This window comes from Pseudaeromonas sp. HNCC25DJ182, from assembly GCF_055413365.1.
In genome coordinates this window covers 314404-330825 of record NZ_JBVAYG010000001.1, presented here as the reverse complement: position 1 = coordinate 330825, position 16422 = coordinate 314404, and the positions used below count along the sequence as shown (strand labels likewise).

Here is a 16422-nt window from a genome sequence, read left to right as displayed (position 1 = left end):
TGGTCTGGATCCACCAATGTTCCTGGTTTTGCCTCGTCGTTCTGGTGCGGCATCTCTCCAGATCTGGCATCCAGAGGCGGGGGTGAACCAGAAGAGAGGCGAACCGATCCCTTCGGTACAAGCAATGGAGTAGGTTTATGACGACAGATCATCTGCAACCCTTTTCCGCTCCCCCCGTGGTCTCGGGTGGCGGGGAGTGGTTGTCGCTGCCGGACGGTGAGGTGCTGTGGTGGCCGGGTTTTTTGCGTGCGCCAGAGGCCAGTGCCTTGCAGCAGTGCTTGCTGGCCGAAATTGCGTGGCGTCATGAGCAGATCCGGCTATTCGGACGTTGGCACTGGCAGCCTCGACTCATTGCCTGGTTTGGCGCGCGGGATTACCGCTATTCGGGCTTGACCTTGCAGGCTCAGGATCTGCCGGCCTGTTTGTTGCCGATCCGTCAGGCGTGCGAGCAGGCGGCCGGAAGCCCCTTCAACAGCCTGTTACTCAACCGCTATCGGGATGGCCAGGATGGCATGGGCTGGCATGCCGATGATGAGGCAGAGCTGGGGGTGAATCCGGTGATCGCCTCTCTGAGTCTGGGGCAGAGTCGCCGTTTTGTGCTTCGCCATCGACAAAGTGGCGAGAAACGGGAGTTCCTGTTGCAGCATGGCGATCTACTGGTGATGGCCGGTGCCCTGCAGCACCATTGGCAACATGCGTTGCCCAAGACTCGGCGCTGCTGTGCGGAACGCATTAATCTGACATTTCGCTATCTCTACTGACCCATCCGCCCTGTGATCGCAGCCTGTTGTACGTCGATCCGCTCTTGAGTCCGACCATGGCTCTGGGTATGGTGCTGGGCGTCCGGATCCGGACTTGGTTTTAGATCATCATAATCCCATCATCGTTATCAGGAGTTTTGCCATGTCGATGCAGCAGCAGATAGCGCAAAAATTGCAGCAGGCTTTTACCCCGGACCATCTGGAGGTGCTCAACGAAAGCCATATGCATCGTGTCGAGCCGGGCTCCGAGAGTCACTTTAAAGTTATTCTGGTCAGTTCAGCCTTCGAGGGGCAACGGCTGCTGGCGCGTCATCGCGCGGTGAATCAGGTTCTGGCCACCGAGCTGGCCGGTATCATCCATGCTCTGGCTCTGCATACCTATACCCCGACAGAATGGGAGCAACAGGGAGCGGCACCGCGCACCCCCTCCTGTGTCGGTAAGCCCTGAGTTCAGGGGCAGAATGTCGGATTGCTACCTGTCGTCTTTACGGCAAATCGGTCGTCATCGCTGGCCTCAACCAGCCGAAAACTGCTGTCAGGACGGGTGGAATGCCTGCTGATAGGCGATCTGAGGCCCAGATACTGATTGGCCCCTTCCTTGCTCGGCATCCCGCACCGTGTCGCGGCGATGTGCTGGCCACAAGGCTCAACGAGTGAGCAGCACCGTCTTCGATGCTGCTTACTCCCATAAGGAGAATAATGTGAACCTTCATCAAGTATGTGTGCGTAGTCTGATCCTCGGCGGCCTGTTGTTGCTGGCTGGCTGCAAGGAGGCTCCCTCTTCGGCGTTACCGGAGTTGAAAGTCAGTGGCCCGACCATGGGGACCCACTATGCGGTCAAGGTGGTTGGCGACTACCCGGGCGGCGAGCCGCAACTGCAGCATGAGGTCGAGCAGATCCTGCAGCGAATCGATCACCAGTTGTCGACCTACAAGCCGGACTCCGAGCTCTCCCGTTTCAACCAGCATCAAGCCACCACGCCGGTCGAGATCTCCCAGGATCTGGCCGATGTGCTGATCGAAGGCCTGCGAGTAGGCAAGATGACTGGCGGCGCCATGGATATTACGGTCGGGCCGCTGGTGAATCTGTGGGGCTTCGGTCCGGATAAGCGTCCGACCAAGATCCCGAGTGAGGAACAGATTGCCGCCGCCCGGTTGCGGACCGGCCTGGATAAATTGCATGTCGAGATCGGCAGCGACAAAGCGACGGTACGCAAGGATATTCCGGATCTGTATGTGGATCTCTCGACTCTGGGCGAAGGCTATGCCGCCGATCAGGTCGCGGCCTGGCTGGATGGCCGTGGCATCAAGAATTACATGGTCGAGATTGCCGGAGCCTTGCGGCTCAAGGGGCACAACGGCCAGGGTGAGTTGTGGCGCATTGCGGTCGAGAAACCCGGTGACGAGCTGGGACAGGTACAGAACGTGTTGACGCCCGGGGATAACGGCATCAGCACCGCCGGCAGCTATCGCAACTACTACGAGCTCGATGGCCAGCGCTTTTCCCATATTATCGATCCGGCCACCGGCAAGCCGCTGACGCACAAACTGGTATCGGTGACCGTGATAGCCCCTAGCGCCCTCTATACCGATGCACTGGATACCGGTTTGATGGTCATGGGAGCCGATAAGGCGCTGATCTTTGCCAATGAGCATAATCTGCCGATTTATACCCTGACCAAGACCGATGATGGCTTCAAGGTGCGTTATAGCCGGGCATTTGCTGCCTACCAACCCAAGCCATAATCCGCTTATGGCCCAAGTCATTGCGGGCCATAAACGGGATCGTTCCGATATCGTGGAGGCGGTGGAATTCGGACTGCAGGCTGATTGATGAACCGTCGCTGCTATTTCCCGACCAGGCGCTGCCGGGCAACCGCTTGCGCTTCGGCTCGGGTGCGCACCCCGAGTTTGGCATACAGATGATTGATATGGGTCTTGATGGTCGAGGGGGCTACAAACAGCTGTTGTGCCATCTGTTCATTGCTCAGCCCTTGAGCGATCAACCGCAGGATCTGCCATTGCCGGGGGCTGAGATCATCCTCGCCAGAATGTGCTTGTGGATCCCGCAAGGGGCGGGTCAGCAGATCCAGGGTCTGCTGGATAAAGCTCAGCAGACTGGGGCGGATCTGTGGCCAGCGCGCCAGATCCTGCAGCGGAGCGACCACCTTGGGACCTGCCAACAACAGAGGGATAAAGGCCGCTCGCCCCGCCAGCCAGCTCAATAGCTGCTGCCAAGACTCCAGTGAGCCATTACCTTGTAGCAGCTGCAGGAGCTGGAATTGCTGGGCTAACCAAACCACCTGCCACTCTTCGGCCAACGTCTGCAGTTGCTGTAACTCCCGGCGTGGTTTGGGAGTGCCGCGTAATTGAGCCAACCAGCCATAGAGCAAGTTATCCAGCAGATCATAGAGATCATCCACCTGGGTATGCCAGGGACTGCGTAATGCCAGCCGCTCCAGCGCCGCCTGGTCATCCCGCTGTTGATAACCCAAAGCCAGGGTATATCCGACCCGGAATCGCCACAGTCGGCAATATTGCTGACTGAATCGTTGTTGCTCCAGTTGCTCCAGTCGACCGGGGAGCTCGGCCATGTCTCCGCGCCAGATCAGGGTCAAGCAACGGTGGGCTAGATAGGGCAGTTGCCAGTAATCACCGAGCCCAGCGCTCATGGTTTTGCCTTGCTGTAACCAGTAATCGGCCTGATCCGGTTGTCCCTGATAGAGCGCCAGCTCGGCCTGTAAGCGGTAATAGGATTCGAGGCTCGGATCCTCGATCAGCGCCTGCTGCTCGGCAAACTCCAACCCCAGTTGCAAGACTTTACCGCTCTGCTGCCAATCCCCTTGATAGAAATGGAGTTGGGCCAGGCGATACCAGCCCACCAGTTTGAGGTGAAATTGTCGCTGGCAATCGGCCCAGCTCACCAGCAATTCCAGCATGGCGCGCGCCCGGCTCAGTTGGCCGGTGTAGAGCAGACAACTGGCCTGGGTCAGCTGATAGGGCGCTTGCAAGGATTGCGGCAGATCATCCAGTTCGGCCAACTGGGTGATGGCGCATTGCAGATGATCAAAGTTGAAGCTGACCATTGCCTTGAGCAGTCGGGCGCTACGGGCTTCGGCTTCGGGTAAGGGGTGCGCCATCAGACGGTTGAGCAGCTCTTCGGCGCGATCCGAACGCCGTGAGACTTCCATTTCCAGCCAAGCTTGCAACAGACAGAGTCCCGGTTGCTGTTGCAGCCAGAGGCGGGGCAGGGCTGCCAGGCGGGAGGCCAACCAGGGACCATGGCTCTGCTCCAGACAGCTCAGCCCGATGCGAGAGAGCAAAGACAGCTCCAGTTGCGGCAAGGGCTCGGCCGGTAACAGCTCGATGATTTCGCTTAACGGGAGATCGGCCAGTAACTGACTGAGCGGTTCCCAATCGAGGTGGGGTTGTTCGCGCCAGACCCTGAGTAGCTGGGCAATCCAGGGCTGCCAGCGATCACCATGAGCCTCTTCCAGCAACCAGCCAGCATTGAGCAGTTTGCAGCGTAGCGGCTGCCACTGCCCGCGGCTGCAACCGGCCAGCAGTAACACGCGGGCCTCATCCAGTTGCGGATAGTCGGCCTGCAACGCCAGCGCCTCGGGCAGCGGAGCAGGCAGCTGGTTCAGGGTTTGCGTCAGGTACTCCAGCCCCCAACGTTCCAGCAAGGCTGCGGTATTGCCAGCGCAAGCGCGGGCTTGTTGCCAGAGCTGCCAGGCCAGTGGCCATTCGCCCAGGAGCGGTAACCAGGAGTCCGCTTCGGCGATGGCGATCCCCTGGCTCGGCAGCCACATCGCCAGCTCGGGTTTACCCCAGTTCAGATGGCTGGCGTCCAATCGTGACGGGGTTAATCCGGCGGCTCTGAGTTGTCCTTCCAGAGCAGAGCAGGGAGCCGAGACCAGTAGCGCGGGTTGTTCGGGATGATGGAGCAGCCAGGTGGCCAGCGTCTGTTGTTGCTCGGTGGGCAGAGCATCGAGTTCGGCCAGCAGCAGCGCCTCGTCTTGCGGCAACTGCGGCCATAATGTTACCGGGTGTGGCCATAGAGCCGTCAGATCCCGGCACAGACTGGCCTGATCGTAACCATGAGGAGCACAGGCACAGACCAGGGTGTGATGCTCTAAGGCATGCAGCAACGTCGACAAACGGGGGGCAGCCCGAGTGACGGCGACGGGGGCGAGGGACGGGGACGGCTCTGGGTGCTGCATCATCATGACGGACTCGGGTAGCGGTCTATGACCGGGAGTGAAACGGATAACGGCTATCTTAACGCCTCAAGGATTGGACTCAATGCGTCAGGCCCCGTTTCCACCCTCAGCTTCCATCACGGTGGCGGATACACCTCCCGTCGTGAACGACCAGAATGAAGGTGGGCAGATGAAATGGAAGTCATCCCGCTCCTCGTTGTCCCATCATTACCCGGAAGGATCTTTACCATGAATGCTCATGTCCATGCCCGCCAACAAGCACAACTGGCCTTTGTCGCCAGTGATCAGAACCTGATCGTGGGTGATAGTGCTAACTGCCCGTTGACGCCCGCCGAACTTGCTCGACTGCCTGTGGATTCGCCGCTGGTTCTGGAACACTTTGGCGGCGGCCTGACGGCGCAGGTGCTGCATCTCTGTGTTGATGGTGTGCATTACACCCTGAAACAGCGGCGGCCAGAGTCTCTGGTGCGTAACATTGATGGCGAGACTTCGTTTTTGAACGAGGTCCAGCGCCGCGCCGACTTTACCCGTCTGAAAGCGGATCCGGTCTGGACGAGGCGCCTGACCCACATAGTTCCTACCCTGTATGCCGATTATCGCTTGGGGATCATTCTCTCGCCCTGGTTGCCTGGGCGACCGCTCGATCACTTCAATGCGGATATTTTTCGCCAGATCCTGAGCACTGTCGTGGCCTGTGAGGAGGCGGGGTTGATGGAGTGGGATCTGTGTCCGGGGAATATTATCGAGGATCAGGGCCAGATCGGCTTGTTCGATTTTGGCTATATGTACCCATTTGATCCCTTGGTCGATTTCAACAGCAATGGCCAGAGTGATCCGCTGTTTCATGCCTGTGAGCGGTTCGAGACCCGCAATTTTTTCGGCTGGCTGCTACGGCATCGCCAGACCATGGATAACGCCGCACAACTGGCCCTATACCGCGAATTGAAGGTGGTGGCCCTCGAGATCTATCAGCAGAAACTGGCCTGGTTGCAGTCCCAGGGCGCCAGTTCAACGGTGTTAGCCTGGGTAGCCTCTTTCATCAACCGCTGGCAACAGGCGTTGCAGGATCCTCAGGCCTTGGCGAGCCTGTTCGAAGTGGAAAACTTTCGCTCCCAGGTCCTGGATATTGAAGATGACCTACACGGCAAGAGCTGTTCGCGTTTTACTCTGCAGCGGCTGGATTTTGTCGAGCAGTGTATTCGCTCGCGGTTTGCGGCGCTGCAGGAGGGGGGCGCCCTGTTTTATGACAATGCCGGCAAGAGCCAGACGGAATTGTTGGCGTTATACGTTCAGAAGCGACGGCTGGCGCAGCAATACCAACTCTGAATCCCTTTAAGGCCTCTATCGAGGCCTTTTTTTTCGTTCGAACAGGATAGAAATGGGCCAGCAGCGAAGAAATCATCGGGCTGAGAATTTCATCATCACAGATCCTGAATCGGTATCGGACGGATAGGGGGCGGATCGGGTAGATTGACGAGAGTCAAAGCAGCCTCCGCCATCGCGGGTCAATGGCAGCTAGGAGTGGCGAACAAGGACGATCACGCAACGACAGGAGTTTGAGATGCAAAGGACGATGCGCATACTGGCCATCGGTTTGGCCTGCTTATCTGGGGCGAGTCAGCCAGTGGTCGCGATAGGGATGTCACTGGATGATGTGGTACCGAATTTCTTCGGCGTCGGCGCCGGGGTCACCACCGAGTGGTACGGAGCCAGTGACAGCATGGCGGGTGCGGTGCCGGGGGCCCGGGTCAGCCTGGATGGCGGGCGTTTTGTCGAATGGTATGGTCCCTATGCCGATGCCAATCTCATCACGGATGAGCATTGGGAAGCGGGCCCGGTGCTGAATGTCCGCCTGGGTCGCAGTGATGTAACGGATCCTGTGGTGGCGACCCTGCCAGAGATCGGCATGGGTTTGGAGGCTGGTGGTTATGTGGGCTGGCACTATCTGCAGACGACCGGGATCCCCTATCGGGTCCGCGCGGGTGTGATGGCGACCAAAAGTGTGCTGGGTCAGACCGAAGGCAGCAGTCTCAGCCCGTTTGCCAGCGTCTGGGTGCCCTTGAGTTATACCCTGTTCGTGGGGTTGGGAACTGGCTTTAGTTGGTCTGATGATGACTATATGCAACAGTCATTCAGTATCAATGGCGCGGATGCAGCCGTCAGTGGCCTGCCTCAGTTCGAGGCGGGTTCCGGCCTGCGTCAGGTCTATCTCTGGCCTGCCGTGATGTGGCGGGTCTCGGAGCGCTGGATGTTGGGGAGCGGCATCTTCTGCCAGCACCTGCTGGGGGATGCGGCGAACAGTCCGATTGTCAGCGAACGCGGGGATCGGGATCAATGGTCGGGTGGTGTGGGCATCGGTTACCTCTGGTAAGCACTCTATCCTGAGGCTTTGATGAGTGAGGCGTGGCAAATGGAGTTGCTGTCAATGTGGCGTAAGCGGTGGGTGGTGTTGCTGGTTGTTCTGTTGCTGGGCGCCGGACTGTGGTGGTTGCTCAAGCCTGGGGCTACTACTCCAGAGGAGGAGGCGTTTGCCGAGGCCGTAGCCGGGGCTACCGAGTCTGCGCTTGGCGAGTCGGCACTCGATCCTGATGTGACCCGGAGGGCTGAATCCATTCCAGCCTATTGGGACCGCGTAGCTCAGCCATTGTTTGGCGACTGGCCCGAAATCCGCAAGCGGCGGATTCTACGGGTTCTGGTACCTTACAGTCGGACCTTCTTCTACAACGATAATGGCCGTACGCGTGGCATCAGCGCCGATGTGTTGGCAGAGCTGGAACTTTATCTGAACAAGACGCTGAAAACCGGGCGTCATCCGATTTCGGTGCTGGCGATCCCCGTCGAGCGTGACCAGCTGATCTCCGGTGTGGTGGAGGGGGTGGGCGATGTGGCGATTGGTAACCTGACGGTGACGCCCCAGCGTCAAAGTGAAGTCGATTTCGTACCTCAGCTTGGCCATTACCAGAATGAAGTGCTGGTGGCATCTGCTGCTGCTCCCCGGCTTCAGGATGAGCGGGATCTGGCAACGCGTATGCTGGCGGTTCGTCGCTCCAGTAGCTATTTCAGCAGCATCGAAAAACTCAATAGTCGCTTGATCAAGGCGGGACGACCACGGGCGGAAGCCTTGATAGTTCCCGAAGCGCTGGAGGATGAGGATCTGCTGGAGATGCTGAATGCCGGTCTCATCGATTTTTCTATCATGGATGATTGGAAGGCTCGTTTGTGGCAGTCGGTCTACCCACAAATCCGCATCTATCCTGAGCTTGTGTTGCGGCAGCAGGCACAGATCGGCTGGGCCATTCGTCCCCAGAGCCCCCAGTTGGCGGCGTTGCTGGCCGGATTCCAGCAGAGTGCGAAAAAACAGCACCTGATGGCGCTGAAGTTTGCTGAATATCAGCAACGGATTGCTCGTCAGGGGCCGGTACATGGCATCAGCGAGTGGCAAAAGGTTAAACCCATCCATGAGCTGTTTCGACGTTATGGGCTGGATTATCGCTTCGATCATCTGATGTTGTTGGCGCAGGGGTATCAGGAGTCGCGGCTGGATCAGCAACAACGTTCGGCTCGTGGCGCCATCGGCGTCATGCAATTGATGCCACCGACTGGGGATGCGATGCAAGTCGGCGATATCCGGCAGCTGGAGCCCAATATCCATGCCGGGGTCAAATATATGCGCCAGATGCACGACAAGTATTTCGCGGCGCCCGAGATTGATGAGATGAATCAGACCCTGTTTTCGTTGGCTGCCTACAATGCCGGTCCGACGGCAATTGCGCGTATGCGGCAAAAGGCTCGTGAGCAGGGACGGGATCCCAATCGCTGGTTTGGTCAGGTCGAGGTGGTCGTCGCCCGCGAGCTAGGGGCTGAGCCGGTGCGCTATGTCCGGAACATACTGAAATATTATGTCGCCTATCGACAGATAACCTGGCACCAGCAATTACGGACGACGGCTAAATCGCAAGCGCGTCGCGGATGAATGGAGTCCGTGCTATTCCGTTGGGATTGCCTGGACAATGCAAGGGCTTGACCCAGAATAAATACAGATGACTGACGGGAGAAGTCTGTGCGTTGTATCTGGCTGTTACTGTGCTGTTTATTCACTGCATCGAGAGCGGATGAGTCGGGATTACATCTGGACACGACACTGGTGCCTCCCTATCAGGTGATGATCGATGGCCAACTCAAGGGCAGTGCGGTCGAAGTCTTGCAATGTGCCTTGCAGCAGTTGCAGATGACATACACCACCAACATAGTCCCCTGGAAGCGGGCAAAGAATAATTTACGCAGCGGTCAGTCCGATGGCTTCTTCAGTGTGATGCAGTTGCCGGAGATGGAGCCTTATGCCCGGCTCTCGGCTCCCTTAATGCTGGAAAAGTGGTTCTGGTTTGCCTTTGACAGCCACTTGTTTCAACGCCCTGGCTTTCCCTCTACGGTACGTATCGGAGTCTTACGAGGGAGTAACCAGGAAGGATGGTTGCAGGAGCACCAGATCCCGATTGCACAATCGGTGAACCAACTCTCCAGTCTGCTGCGGTTATTGAGTATTCGCCGTATCGACACCCTGTTGGTGGATCGCCAGGTCATGATGCAAGCGCTTGAGCAGCAGATGGGGCTCAACCAACCGTTAGCCAGACAATTTGAGCGCTATGCACCGTTGGGGGTTTATTTTTCAAACCATTTTTTGCAGCAAACCCCCGACTTTATCCATCGCTTCAATGCTGCGATTTCTCTCTGCAATATCGGCAACCTACGCCTGAGTCAGGAGGAGGCTGCCGTCTTGCGCCACTTGTCACAGCAGGATTCAGCGACGCTACGAAGTTCATCCGATGTGCTGACCCGAGTACAAGCGGCCAATGCTCAGCATGGCGCCTGGAGCCCATCGGTTTTTCAGCAGTTGGATGGCGAGTGGCAGCGTGTCATCGCGGCGCAACAACCGCTGCCCGCGTGGATGTCCGAGGTGTTGCATAATTCACTCTCTCAGCGTCTGAACAGTTGGTTGGGCGCTCAGGATGACCGTTATACCGAGGTGTTTATTACCGATGCCCAAGGTTTATTGGTTGCCAGTGCACAAATAACCTCGGACTACTGGCAAGGGGATGAGGAAAAGTTTACCCAGACTTTTGCCTTGGCAGCAAAACCACACAACTCGCAGCGGAGCATCAGTTGGATTGATACGGCGGGAGGGAACGTCGGAGTCATCCGCTTCGATGACTCTAGCCATCGTTTTCTAACGCATGTCAGTTATCCGCTCTGGCAATCAGGAGTATCCCTTCCTGTGGGAGTCTTGACACTGGGTATCAATATTGAGCAGGTCTTGCGTCAGAAATAGCGTGCGTCAGCCCTGCCATCTGGTTCGGCTGAACTATAGTAAAGGCAGTTGTGTGAGTAAAAACAGGATGATGGACGTCAATGGTCGTTTTGTGGCGCCAGTTTCATCGGGTCAGCGGATAGTAAAGGGGATGAGGTATGTTGTTTAACGCTATGAGTATTCGCATCAAGGCGGCATTTGGTCTGGTGCTGTTAACCCTGTTCATCCTCGCCATCGGTGGGATCAACTACTTTGCGCTGGATCGATTACAAGGCAATACCCAATTATTTGCTGGCACCTTGATGCCCGGACAGGGCGTGGTGATAAACGCGGATCGGGATTTGTACCAAGCTTTGACGGCACAACAAGATTTTCTGTTGGCGCAAGGCAAGGGCGACAAGGCGGCGGGGTACAAGCAGGATTTTGCCGAAAATGTTCAACAAGCCAAAGAGCGGATGGAAAAATTTCTAACCTTGATGGCGGATTATCCTGAGGTGACCGGACAACTACAGCAGTTTCCTCAACTATTCAGCAGCTGGCAGGCGGGAGCTGAGCAGGTCTTCAAGCTGGCGGAACAAGGAAACCTCGAAGACGCCATGAGGTTGCATCACGAGCTGGGAGACAAGTTTTCCACCCTGCGTGAACAATACAATCTGGCTGGTGAGCTGGATGAAAAGCTTGCGGTGACATTGCATCAGGCATCCGATGAGATGGCGGATAGTAGTCAATTCTGGACCCTGGCTTTGCTTGCCTTCTCGCTCGTCATCGGGGTATTACTGATCTACTTCGGTCCTAAGCTGATTGTGGATGCGATTCTGGCGGTCTATGAGAAGGTTGAAGACATTAGTCGTGGTGAGGGCGATCTGGTCAGTCGCTTGCCGGTGACCTCTAAGGATGAGCTGGGCAAGTTATCCCGTGGTTTCAACCGTTTTCTGGATCAGCTGCAGAGCTTGATTCGGGAGCTGCTCGGTGACGTGAACTGTCTGGAAGAGAGTACCGGCGGTTTACGGCAGATTTCGATGCAGGTGGACCATATCAGCGAGAGTCAGCGAGTCCAGCTGGCATCCCTGGTCACGGCATTCAATGAAATCAATCAAGCGGTGCATGATATATCGCGCCACGCCCAGCAGACCTCTGATCAAACCCACCACGCCCAGAGCAGCGCGACTCAGGGGATGGAGTTGCTGAATCGCAACGTTGAAATGAATCGTCAGTTATCCGGCAGTATTCAGGATGCCGCCAAGATGGTGGCCCAACTGGCGGATGAATCTGAAAAAATTACCTCGGTACTGGATGTGATCCGCGGGATTGCCGAGCAGACCAACCTGTTGGCGTTGAATGCGGCGATCGAGGCGGCTCGTGCCGGTGAACAAGGCCGCGGATTTGCTGTTGTTGCCGATGAAGTACGGACCCTGGCGAGCCGAACCCAGCGCTCGACCGAGGATATCCAGCAGATGATTGCGTCGCTGAAACAGGGAGTGCAAAGCGCAGTGCAGGCCATGGATCGCGGCAGTCAGCAAATGGGAGAAACCTTGGGCATGGTGGATAAGAGCCGGGATTCCCTGACCGAGATCCAGCAACTGGTGACTCAGGTCTTGGATATGAATTTCCAGATTGCATCGGCAACCGAGCAGCAGGGGGCTGTGATGGATGAGGTCAATCGCAGTGTGTCCGAGCTCAATAGTTTGACCGAAGAGGGTGCCGCGCTTTCTGGCACCGTGATGCAGACCGGTAATGATCTTAGTGAATTGGCCCAGCAGTTGGCCAGTCGAGTCCGTCAATTCAAGGTTTAGTACAAGCTATGCTGCGGTGTGACAGCCGGAGTCTTGATGCTGCCAAACGAGAAGGAGCGCCTCAGCGCTCCTTTTTTATTGTTGCGGGATCCTCCGTCGGCTGGTTTGACGCGAGGCAACCAGGTGGATCTGTTGCGTCGTGTATTTCAACAGTAGGGGGCCGGTAAGGGCCCCTGTTTCCCTCTAGTGCAGTTGTTTTATGGTGGCTTGCCACAGCGGCATGCCGGAGGGTGAGGAGCCGACAGCCTTGGCATCCGTAATGTCACCACGGTAGTAATAGATGGGTTGCGACGGTGCAATCTGGATGGGCGTTGCAAAGTAGAGGGTCATGGCCTGATGCTGAAAGCTGTTCCCGGTCAAATAACCAATCAGGGCATGTTCCAGGGAGTGATAGCCATTCTTCCACAGATGGACCTTGGCACTGCCCCGGTCTCCAATCCAGCCCCAGACTTCGCCATGTTCCTGATCGACAAAGGCGCTGAACCAGCTTGGCCAGGTCAGATAGAGGTATTGGCGTGGCATGGCCTGCTGCAGACCCAGGGTGGCAGCGGCCTGATCCAGCTCGGCATATTCCCACCAGGCAGTGCCATCCCGACCATCGCCATTGCCCCACCAACCCACCACATCGTTGGCATGCTGGGGATCGACGGCTTCTGGCAGCGGGATATTTTTCAGCAGATCCTGGCGGTAGGCGCGCTTGAGAATGTTGTAGATCCCGCCTTCGGCAAACTGCTGGAGCAGTATGTCATGTCGCTGCCTCGCCACCAGATAGAGCATCCAGAAGCTCTTGATGGTATGACCAAAATCGGCGTGGCGGGCATCAGCCGCACGGCCTGAGTCATCATGGATATAACCAAAAAATCGTTGTTCTTGCGGATAATAGAAGTCGCGGACTATGGCGGTGCTGAGCCAGCCCATTTGCTCGCTCCAGCGTTGCTGCTCCTTGGCGGGGAGTAGCGGCGTGAGCAGCACCATGTAGGCGTTGAGCTGATCGAGCTGGGCCACCAGCTCGACCTGCTGAGTGGTGTGGCGGCTGGTGGGATACCAGGTCAGGCGTTGCTGCTTTTCATCCCGATAGTGAGTGAAGATGTAGTTGTGCACTTTTTCGATGTCGGCCAATACGGCCGGGTCCCGGGTCAGGTAGTAGTAGAACGCCATGCCGAGTTGGGCATAGGCCAGATCCTGACTGGTGCGATCCTCGGGCTCATCGGCTGGCTGACCATGCTTGAATTTTCCGATCACATCCCCGTTGGGCAATAGCGCTTTGTGGCGGATGAAGTCCACCCCTTGTCGGGCCAGCTCTAGTGCCTTGGGGTCGCCCGTCATATGGAAGATGACGCCGTAGGCAAACGTCTGGCGGGAGACCATCCGTGTCCACTGATAGGGGAAGCCCTCCTTGATCCAATCGGGTGCCTGAGCCAGCTCCGGGCACAGAGTTGCGGTTGCCGAAAGCAACTGCTCGGTGCTTGGCGCCGAAGCATCGTTACACAGAAAGCTGGGGAATGCGCCGTCGGTTACCGTGGCCGCAGCCTCATACCAGAAGGGCGCCAGATCCTGTTTCACATGGTTCAGCCACTGCTGCCCGGCATAGAGTTCGGCCTGAGTTGTGAATGAGAGGGTGATACCCAGTAGCAACAGGGGGAGTTGCCGCCATTGAATAAGCGTGCGTCGAGTCATGCAGGTCTCCTTGGTCATGAACAGATCGGCGATGCCGATGGCAGAGGTCGAGGAACAGTGTGCCGTAACGACTACCCTCGGACTTGATTCGTTGCGCCAATCGTGGTGTGGGCATGCGGCGACATCAACCGACGACAATCCGGTTGATTGATGTCCAGATTAGGCGTCGGACTCAGGTCCTAGTGTGAGTCCTGACACACAGCAGCAGTATTCGACCCCCGAAATCCACCCACCAGATGTGTGTGGATCCGCTTGCCCTGCCAGCGGTAATTTGTTGCACTGATTTTCAGGAATGTTCAGTCACAGGAATGGCCCCATGTTTGGTACTCATGATCTCTGGTTATTCGTCGTCTCTGGGTTTGTTCTAAATGTGACCCCGGGGCCGGATAATATCTACATCGCGGCACGCAGCCTGCAACAGGGTTGGCGCGCGGGTATGGTGGCCAGTCTGGGGATTGGGTGTGGCGTTTTTGTCCATGTCCTAGCTGCTGCGCTTGGTTTGGCCGCTCTGCTGGCTGCCTCGGCCATGGCATTTCTGGTGGTGAAACTGGTCGGGGCGGCTTACCTGCTATGGCTGGGGATTGGCCTGTTGCGGGCCAAGGTGCAAACCCAGGCTGCGCCCTCGAGCGAGCTATCTCTGCCGCTGTGGCGCATCTTTCGTCAGGGTTTTATCACCAATGTGCTGAATCCCAAGGTGGCGCTGTTTTTCCTGGCTTTTGTTCCCCAATTCATTAGTCATGACGCCCCGAGCAAGATGCTGGCGTTTATTTTTCTGGGTGCGCTCTTCGATGTGAATTCCATGCTCTGGTGTGCGGTACTGGCGTGGTTCAGTGCCAAGGCCGGTCACCGGCTACGGCAGAGCCAGAGTTGGAGTCACTGGCTGAATCGTTCTGTTGGCGGCATGTTCGTGTTGCTGGGTATTCGTCTGGCATTGGTGGAGCAGGGCAGTTGATGCATTGAGCGGCTGTCCCCTCGGCAGTGGACTACCGAGGGGATGCGCAAAGAAACACGTCGCTTAGTTTAGTCCTGAGGCTCGAGGGCTTCGACAATCAAAGTGATGCCATCCACCGCCGTTACCCGTACAGCCGCACCGGCAACCAGATGTTGCTTGCAACGAACCGGCCAGACGCTGTCACCGAGTCGGACCCGACTTAAGCCATTCACCACGTCCTGTTGCAGGATTGCCTCTTGCCCCAGCCATTGTTGGGGGCGCTGATTGAGCTGACTGGCCGGATCATGGTGCTTGCCTTGCAATCGTTGTCGTTGCCAGTACCACCAGCCGCCGGTAAACAGCAGCGCCAGCAGCGAAAACAGCAGCCACTGACCGACCCATCCCAGGGGCAACAAGGCGACCAGACCCGCTACACTAAGCGCGGCCAGACCTAGCCATAGCAAGTAACCAGCTCCGCCCAGCAGCTCGAGGATGAGCAGGGCACCGCCCAGGATCAGCCAGTGAAGCCAGTTCAACTCGGTCAGGAACGCCATCCTGCAGTCTCCTCATGGGGGGCGGCCGGGGGCGTGGCCTGGCTCGGTTTGTCATTCGTCGCCGACTTGAACAGTTCGCTGATACCGCCAATGGCACCGATGAGGGAGCTGGCTTCCAGCGGCATCATGATGATCTTGCTATTCGGGCTGTCACCAATGCGGGTCAGCGCTTCGGTATATTTTTGCGCCACGAAGTAGTTGATCGCCTGGCTACTGCCTTTGGCGATCGCTTCGGAGACCATCTCGGTTGCCTTGGCTTCGGCTTCCGCCTGACGCTCCCGGGCTTCTGCGGCGAGGAACGCAGCCTGACGCTCGCCTTCGGCCTTGAGGATCTGCGATTGCTTTTCGCCCTCGGCCTTGAGGATCCGGGACTGCCGAACCCCTTCGGCTTCGAGGATCTCGGCGCGTTTCTGCCGCTCGGCCTTCATCTGGGCGTTCATCGCTTCGATCAAATCCAGAGGCGGTTTGACGTCGCGGATTTCAATGCGGGTGAACTTGACACCCCACGGGCTGGTGGCGGCATCCATGGTCATCAGCAGTTTTTCGTTGATGGTATCGCGCTGGGAGAGCATCTGATCCAGCTCCATGGCACCGAGCACGGTCCGGATATTGGTCATGGTCAGGTTGCGGATGGCCTGCATCAGATCGCTCACCTCGTAGGCTGCCTTGTGCGCTTCAATCACCTGTACGAAGCTCACCGCATCTATGGTGACATTGGCGTTGTCGCGGCTGATCACCTCCTGAGGCGGGATATCCATCACCTGCTCCATCATATTGATGCGGCGCCCCACTTTGTCGACAAAGGGGATCAGGATATTGAACCCGGGTTGCAGAGTGCCGGTGTAGCGGCCGAAGCGCTCGACCGTCCAGTTATAGCCCTGTGGTACTATCTTGACACCGGCCTGAATGAAGATGACCACGGCGGCGACCACCACTATGATCCCGATCAGATTGCCATCTGGCAGCATAGGTTGTTCCTCATCTGTGAAAGGGGAGCTTATCGAGGCTCGATCCTACTCCCTTTCCGCTTCATGACGTTGTGGTTTGTCTAGAGAAAATAGCCATCATTCTGATTTTTTGTCGTCATTTCTGGTTGGTTCAGTACGAGGATGGGACGAAGTGGACGTTCTTAATAACCAATAAGTATAAAAAGTGCGTTTTTATTATTTTATGCGCTTA

The 16422-nt window shown here is 57.2% G+C and carries 13 protein-coding genes; 9 read left to right on the top strand and 4 right to left on the bottom strand.

What is annotated here, in order from left to right:
• The first annotated feature begins 137 nt into the window (after nucleotides 1–137).
• The 3 genes from ACZYUB_RS01430 to ACZYUB_RS01420 all read left to right on the top strand — a co-directional run bounded on the left by ACZYUB_RS01430 (nucleotide 138) and on the right by ACZYUB_RS01420 (nucleotide 2506).
• Nucleotides 138–761, top strand: a complete 624-nt coding sequence (locus tag ACZYUB_RS01430) for an alpha-ketoglutarate-dependent dioxygenase AlkB family protein (RefSeq protein ID WP_463944929.1) — start codon at nucleotides 138–140, stop codon at nucleotides 759–761.
• 142 nt (nucleotides 762–903) lie between these two features.
• Nucleotides 904–1209 carry a BolA family protein gene (locus ACZYUB_RS01425; protein ID WP_463944928.1) on the top strand — a complete coding sequence of 102 codons (306 nt, stop codon included), beginning with the start codon at nucleotides 904–906 and terminating at the stop codon, nucleotides 1207–1209.
• Nucleotides 1210–1462: 253 nt separating this feature from the next.
• The gene (locus ACZYUB_RS01420) at nucleotides 1463–2506 is read left to right on the top strand and encodes an FAD:protein FMN transferase (protein ID WP_463944926.1); all 1044 of its coding nucleotides are present in this window, start codon (nucleotides 1463–1465) and stop codon (nucleotides 2504–2506) included.
• Between the two features lie 101 nt (nucleotides 2507–2607).
• Here ACZYUB_RS01420 and ACZYUB_RS01415 read toward each other — a convergent pair whose 3' ends face one another.
• A complete protein-coding gene (locus ACZYUB_RS01415; protein ID WP_463944924.1) occupies nucleotides 2608–4989 on the bottom strand; it encodes a helix-turn-helix transcriptional regulator in 2382 nt (793 codons plus the stop codon).
• A 222-nt stretch (nucleotides 4990–5211) separates the two neighbouring features.
• On the opposite strand from ACZYUB_RS01415, the gene ACZYUB_RS01410 reads away from it, so the two are divergent.
• The 5 genes from ACZYUB_RS01410 (at nucleotide 5212) to ACZYUB_RS01390 (ending at nucleotide 12081) form a co-directional block, all read left to right on the top strand.
• Nucleotides 5212–6309, top strand: coding sequence for a protein kinase family protein (locus tag ACZYUB_RS01410; RefSeq protein ID WP_463944922.1), 1098 nt, complete (start codon nucleotides 5212–5214; stop codon nucleotides 6307–6309).
• Nucleotides 6310–6544: 235 nt separating this feature from the next.
• Nucleotides 6545–7354 carry a MipA/OmpV family protein gene (locus ACZYUB_RS01405; protein ID WP_463944921.1) on the top strand — a complete coding sequence of 270 codons (810 nt, stop codon included), beginning with the start codon at nucleotides 6545–6547 and terminating at the stop codon, nucleotides 7352–7354.
• Between the two features lie 39 nt (nucleotides 7355–7393).
• Nucleotides 7394–8956, top strand: coding sequence for an MltF family protein (locus ACZYUB_RS01400; RefSeq protein WP_463944920.1), 1563 nt, complete (start codon nucleotides 7394–7396; stop codon nucleotides 8954–8956).
• Nucleotides 8957–9043: 87 nt separating this feature from the next.
• The gene (locus ACZYUB_RS01395) at nucleotides 9044–10309 is read left to right on the top strand and encodes a hypothetical protein (protein ID WP_463944919.1); all 1266 of its coding nucleotides are present in this window, start codon (nucleotides 9044–9046) and stop codon (nucleotides 10307–10309) included.
• Between the two features lie 137 nt (nucleotides 10310–10446).
• Entirely contained in the window at nucleotides 10447–12081 is a 1635-nt protein-coding gene (locus ACZYUB_RS01390) for a methyl-accepting chemotaxis protein (protein ID WP_463944917.1), read from the top strand.
• Between the two features lie 183 nt (nucleotides 12082–12264).
• On the opposite strand, the gene ACZYUB_RS01385 is transcribed toward ACZYUB_RS01390, so the two are convergent.
• Nucleotides 12265–13758: an AGE family epimerase/isomerase gene (locus tag ACZYUB_RS01385; protein WP_463944915.1), complete on the bottom strand. Its 1494-nt coding sequence runs from the start codon at nucleotides 13756–13758 to the stop codon at nucleotides 12265–12267.
• A 316-nt stretch (nucleotides 13759–14074) separates the two neighbouring features.
• Between ACZYUB_RS01385 and ACZYUB_RS01380 the strand changes: the two genes are divergently transcribed.
• Nucleotides 14075–14710 carry a LysE family translocator gene (locus ACZYUB_RS01380; RefSeq protein WP_463944914.1) on the top strand — a complete coding sequence of 212 codons (636 nt, stop codon included), beginning with the start codon at nucleotides 14075–14077 and terminating at the stop codon, nucleotides 14708–14710.
• A 68-nt stretch (nucleotides 14711–14778) separates the two neighbouring features.
• On the opposite strand, the gene ACZYUB_RS01375 is transcribed toward ACZYUB_RS01380, so the two are convergent.
• The gene (locus ACZYUB_RS01375; RefSeq protein ID WP_463944913.1) at nucleotides 14779–15243 is read right to left on the bottom strand and encodes an NfeD family protein; all 465 of its coding nucleotides are present in this window, start codon (nucleotides 15241–15243) and stop codon (nucleotides 14779–14781) included.
• Nucleotides 15231–16211, bottom strand: a complete 981-nt coding sequence (locus tag ACZYUB_RS01370) for an SPFH domain-containing protein (RefSeq protein WP_463944911.1) — start codon at nucleotides 16209–16211, stop codon at nucleotides 15231–15233. The genes ACZYUB_RS01375 and ACZYUB_RS01370 overlap by 13 nt, the downstream gene beginning before the upstream one ends.
• Nucleotides 16212–16422: the final 211 nt, after the last annotated feature.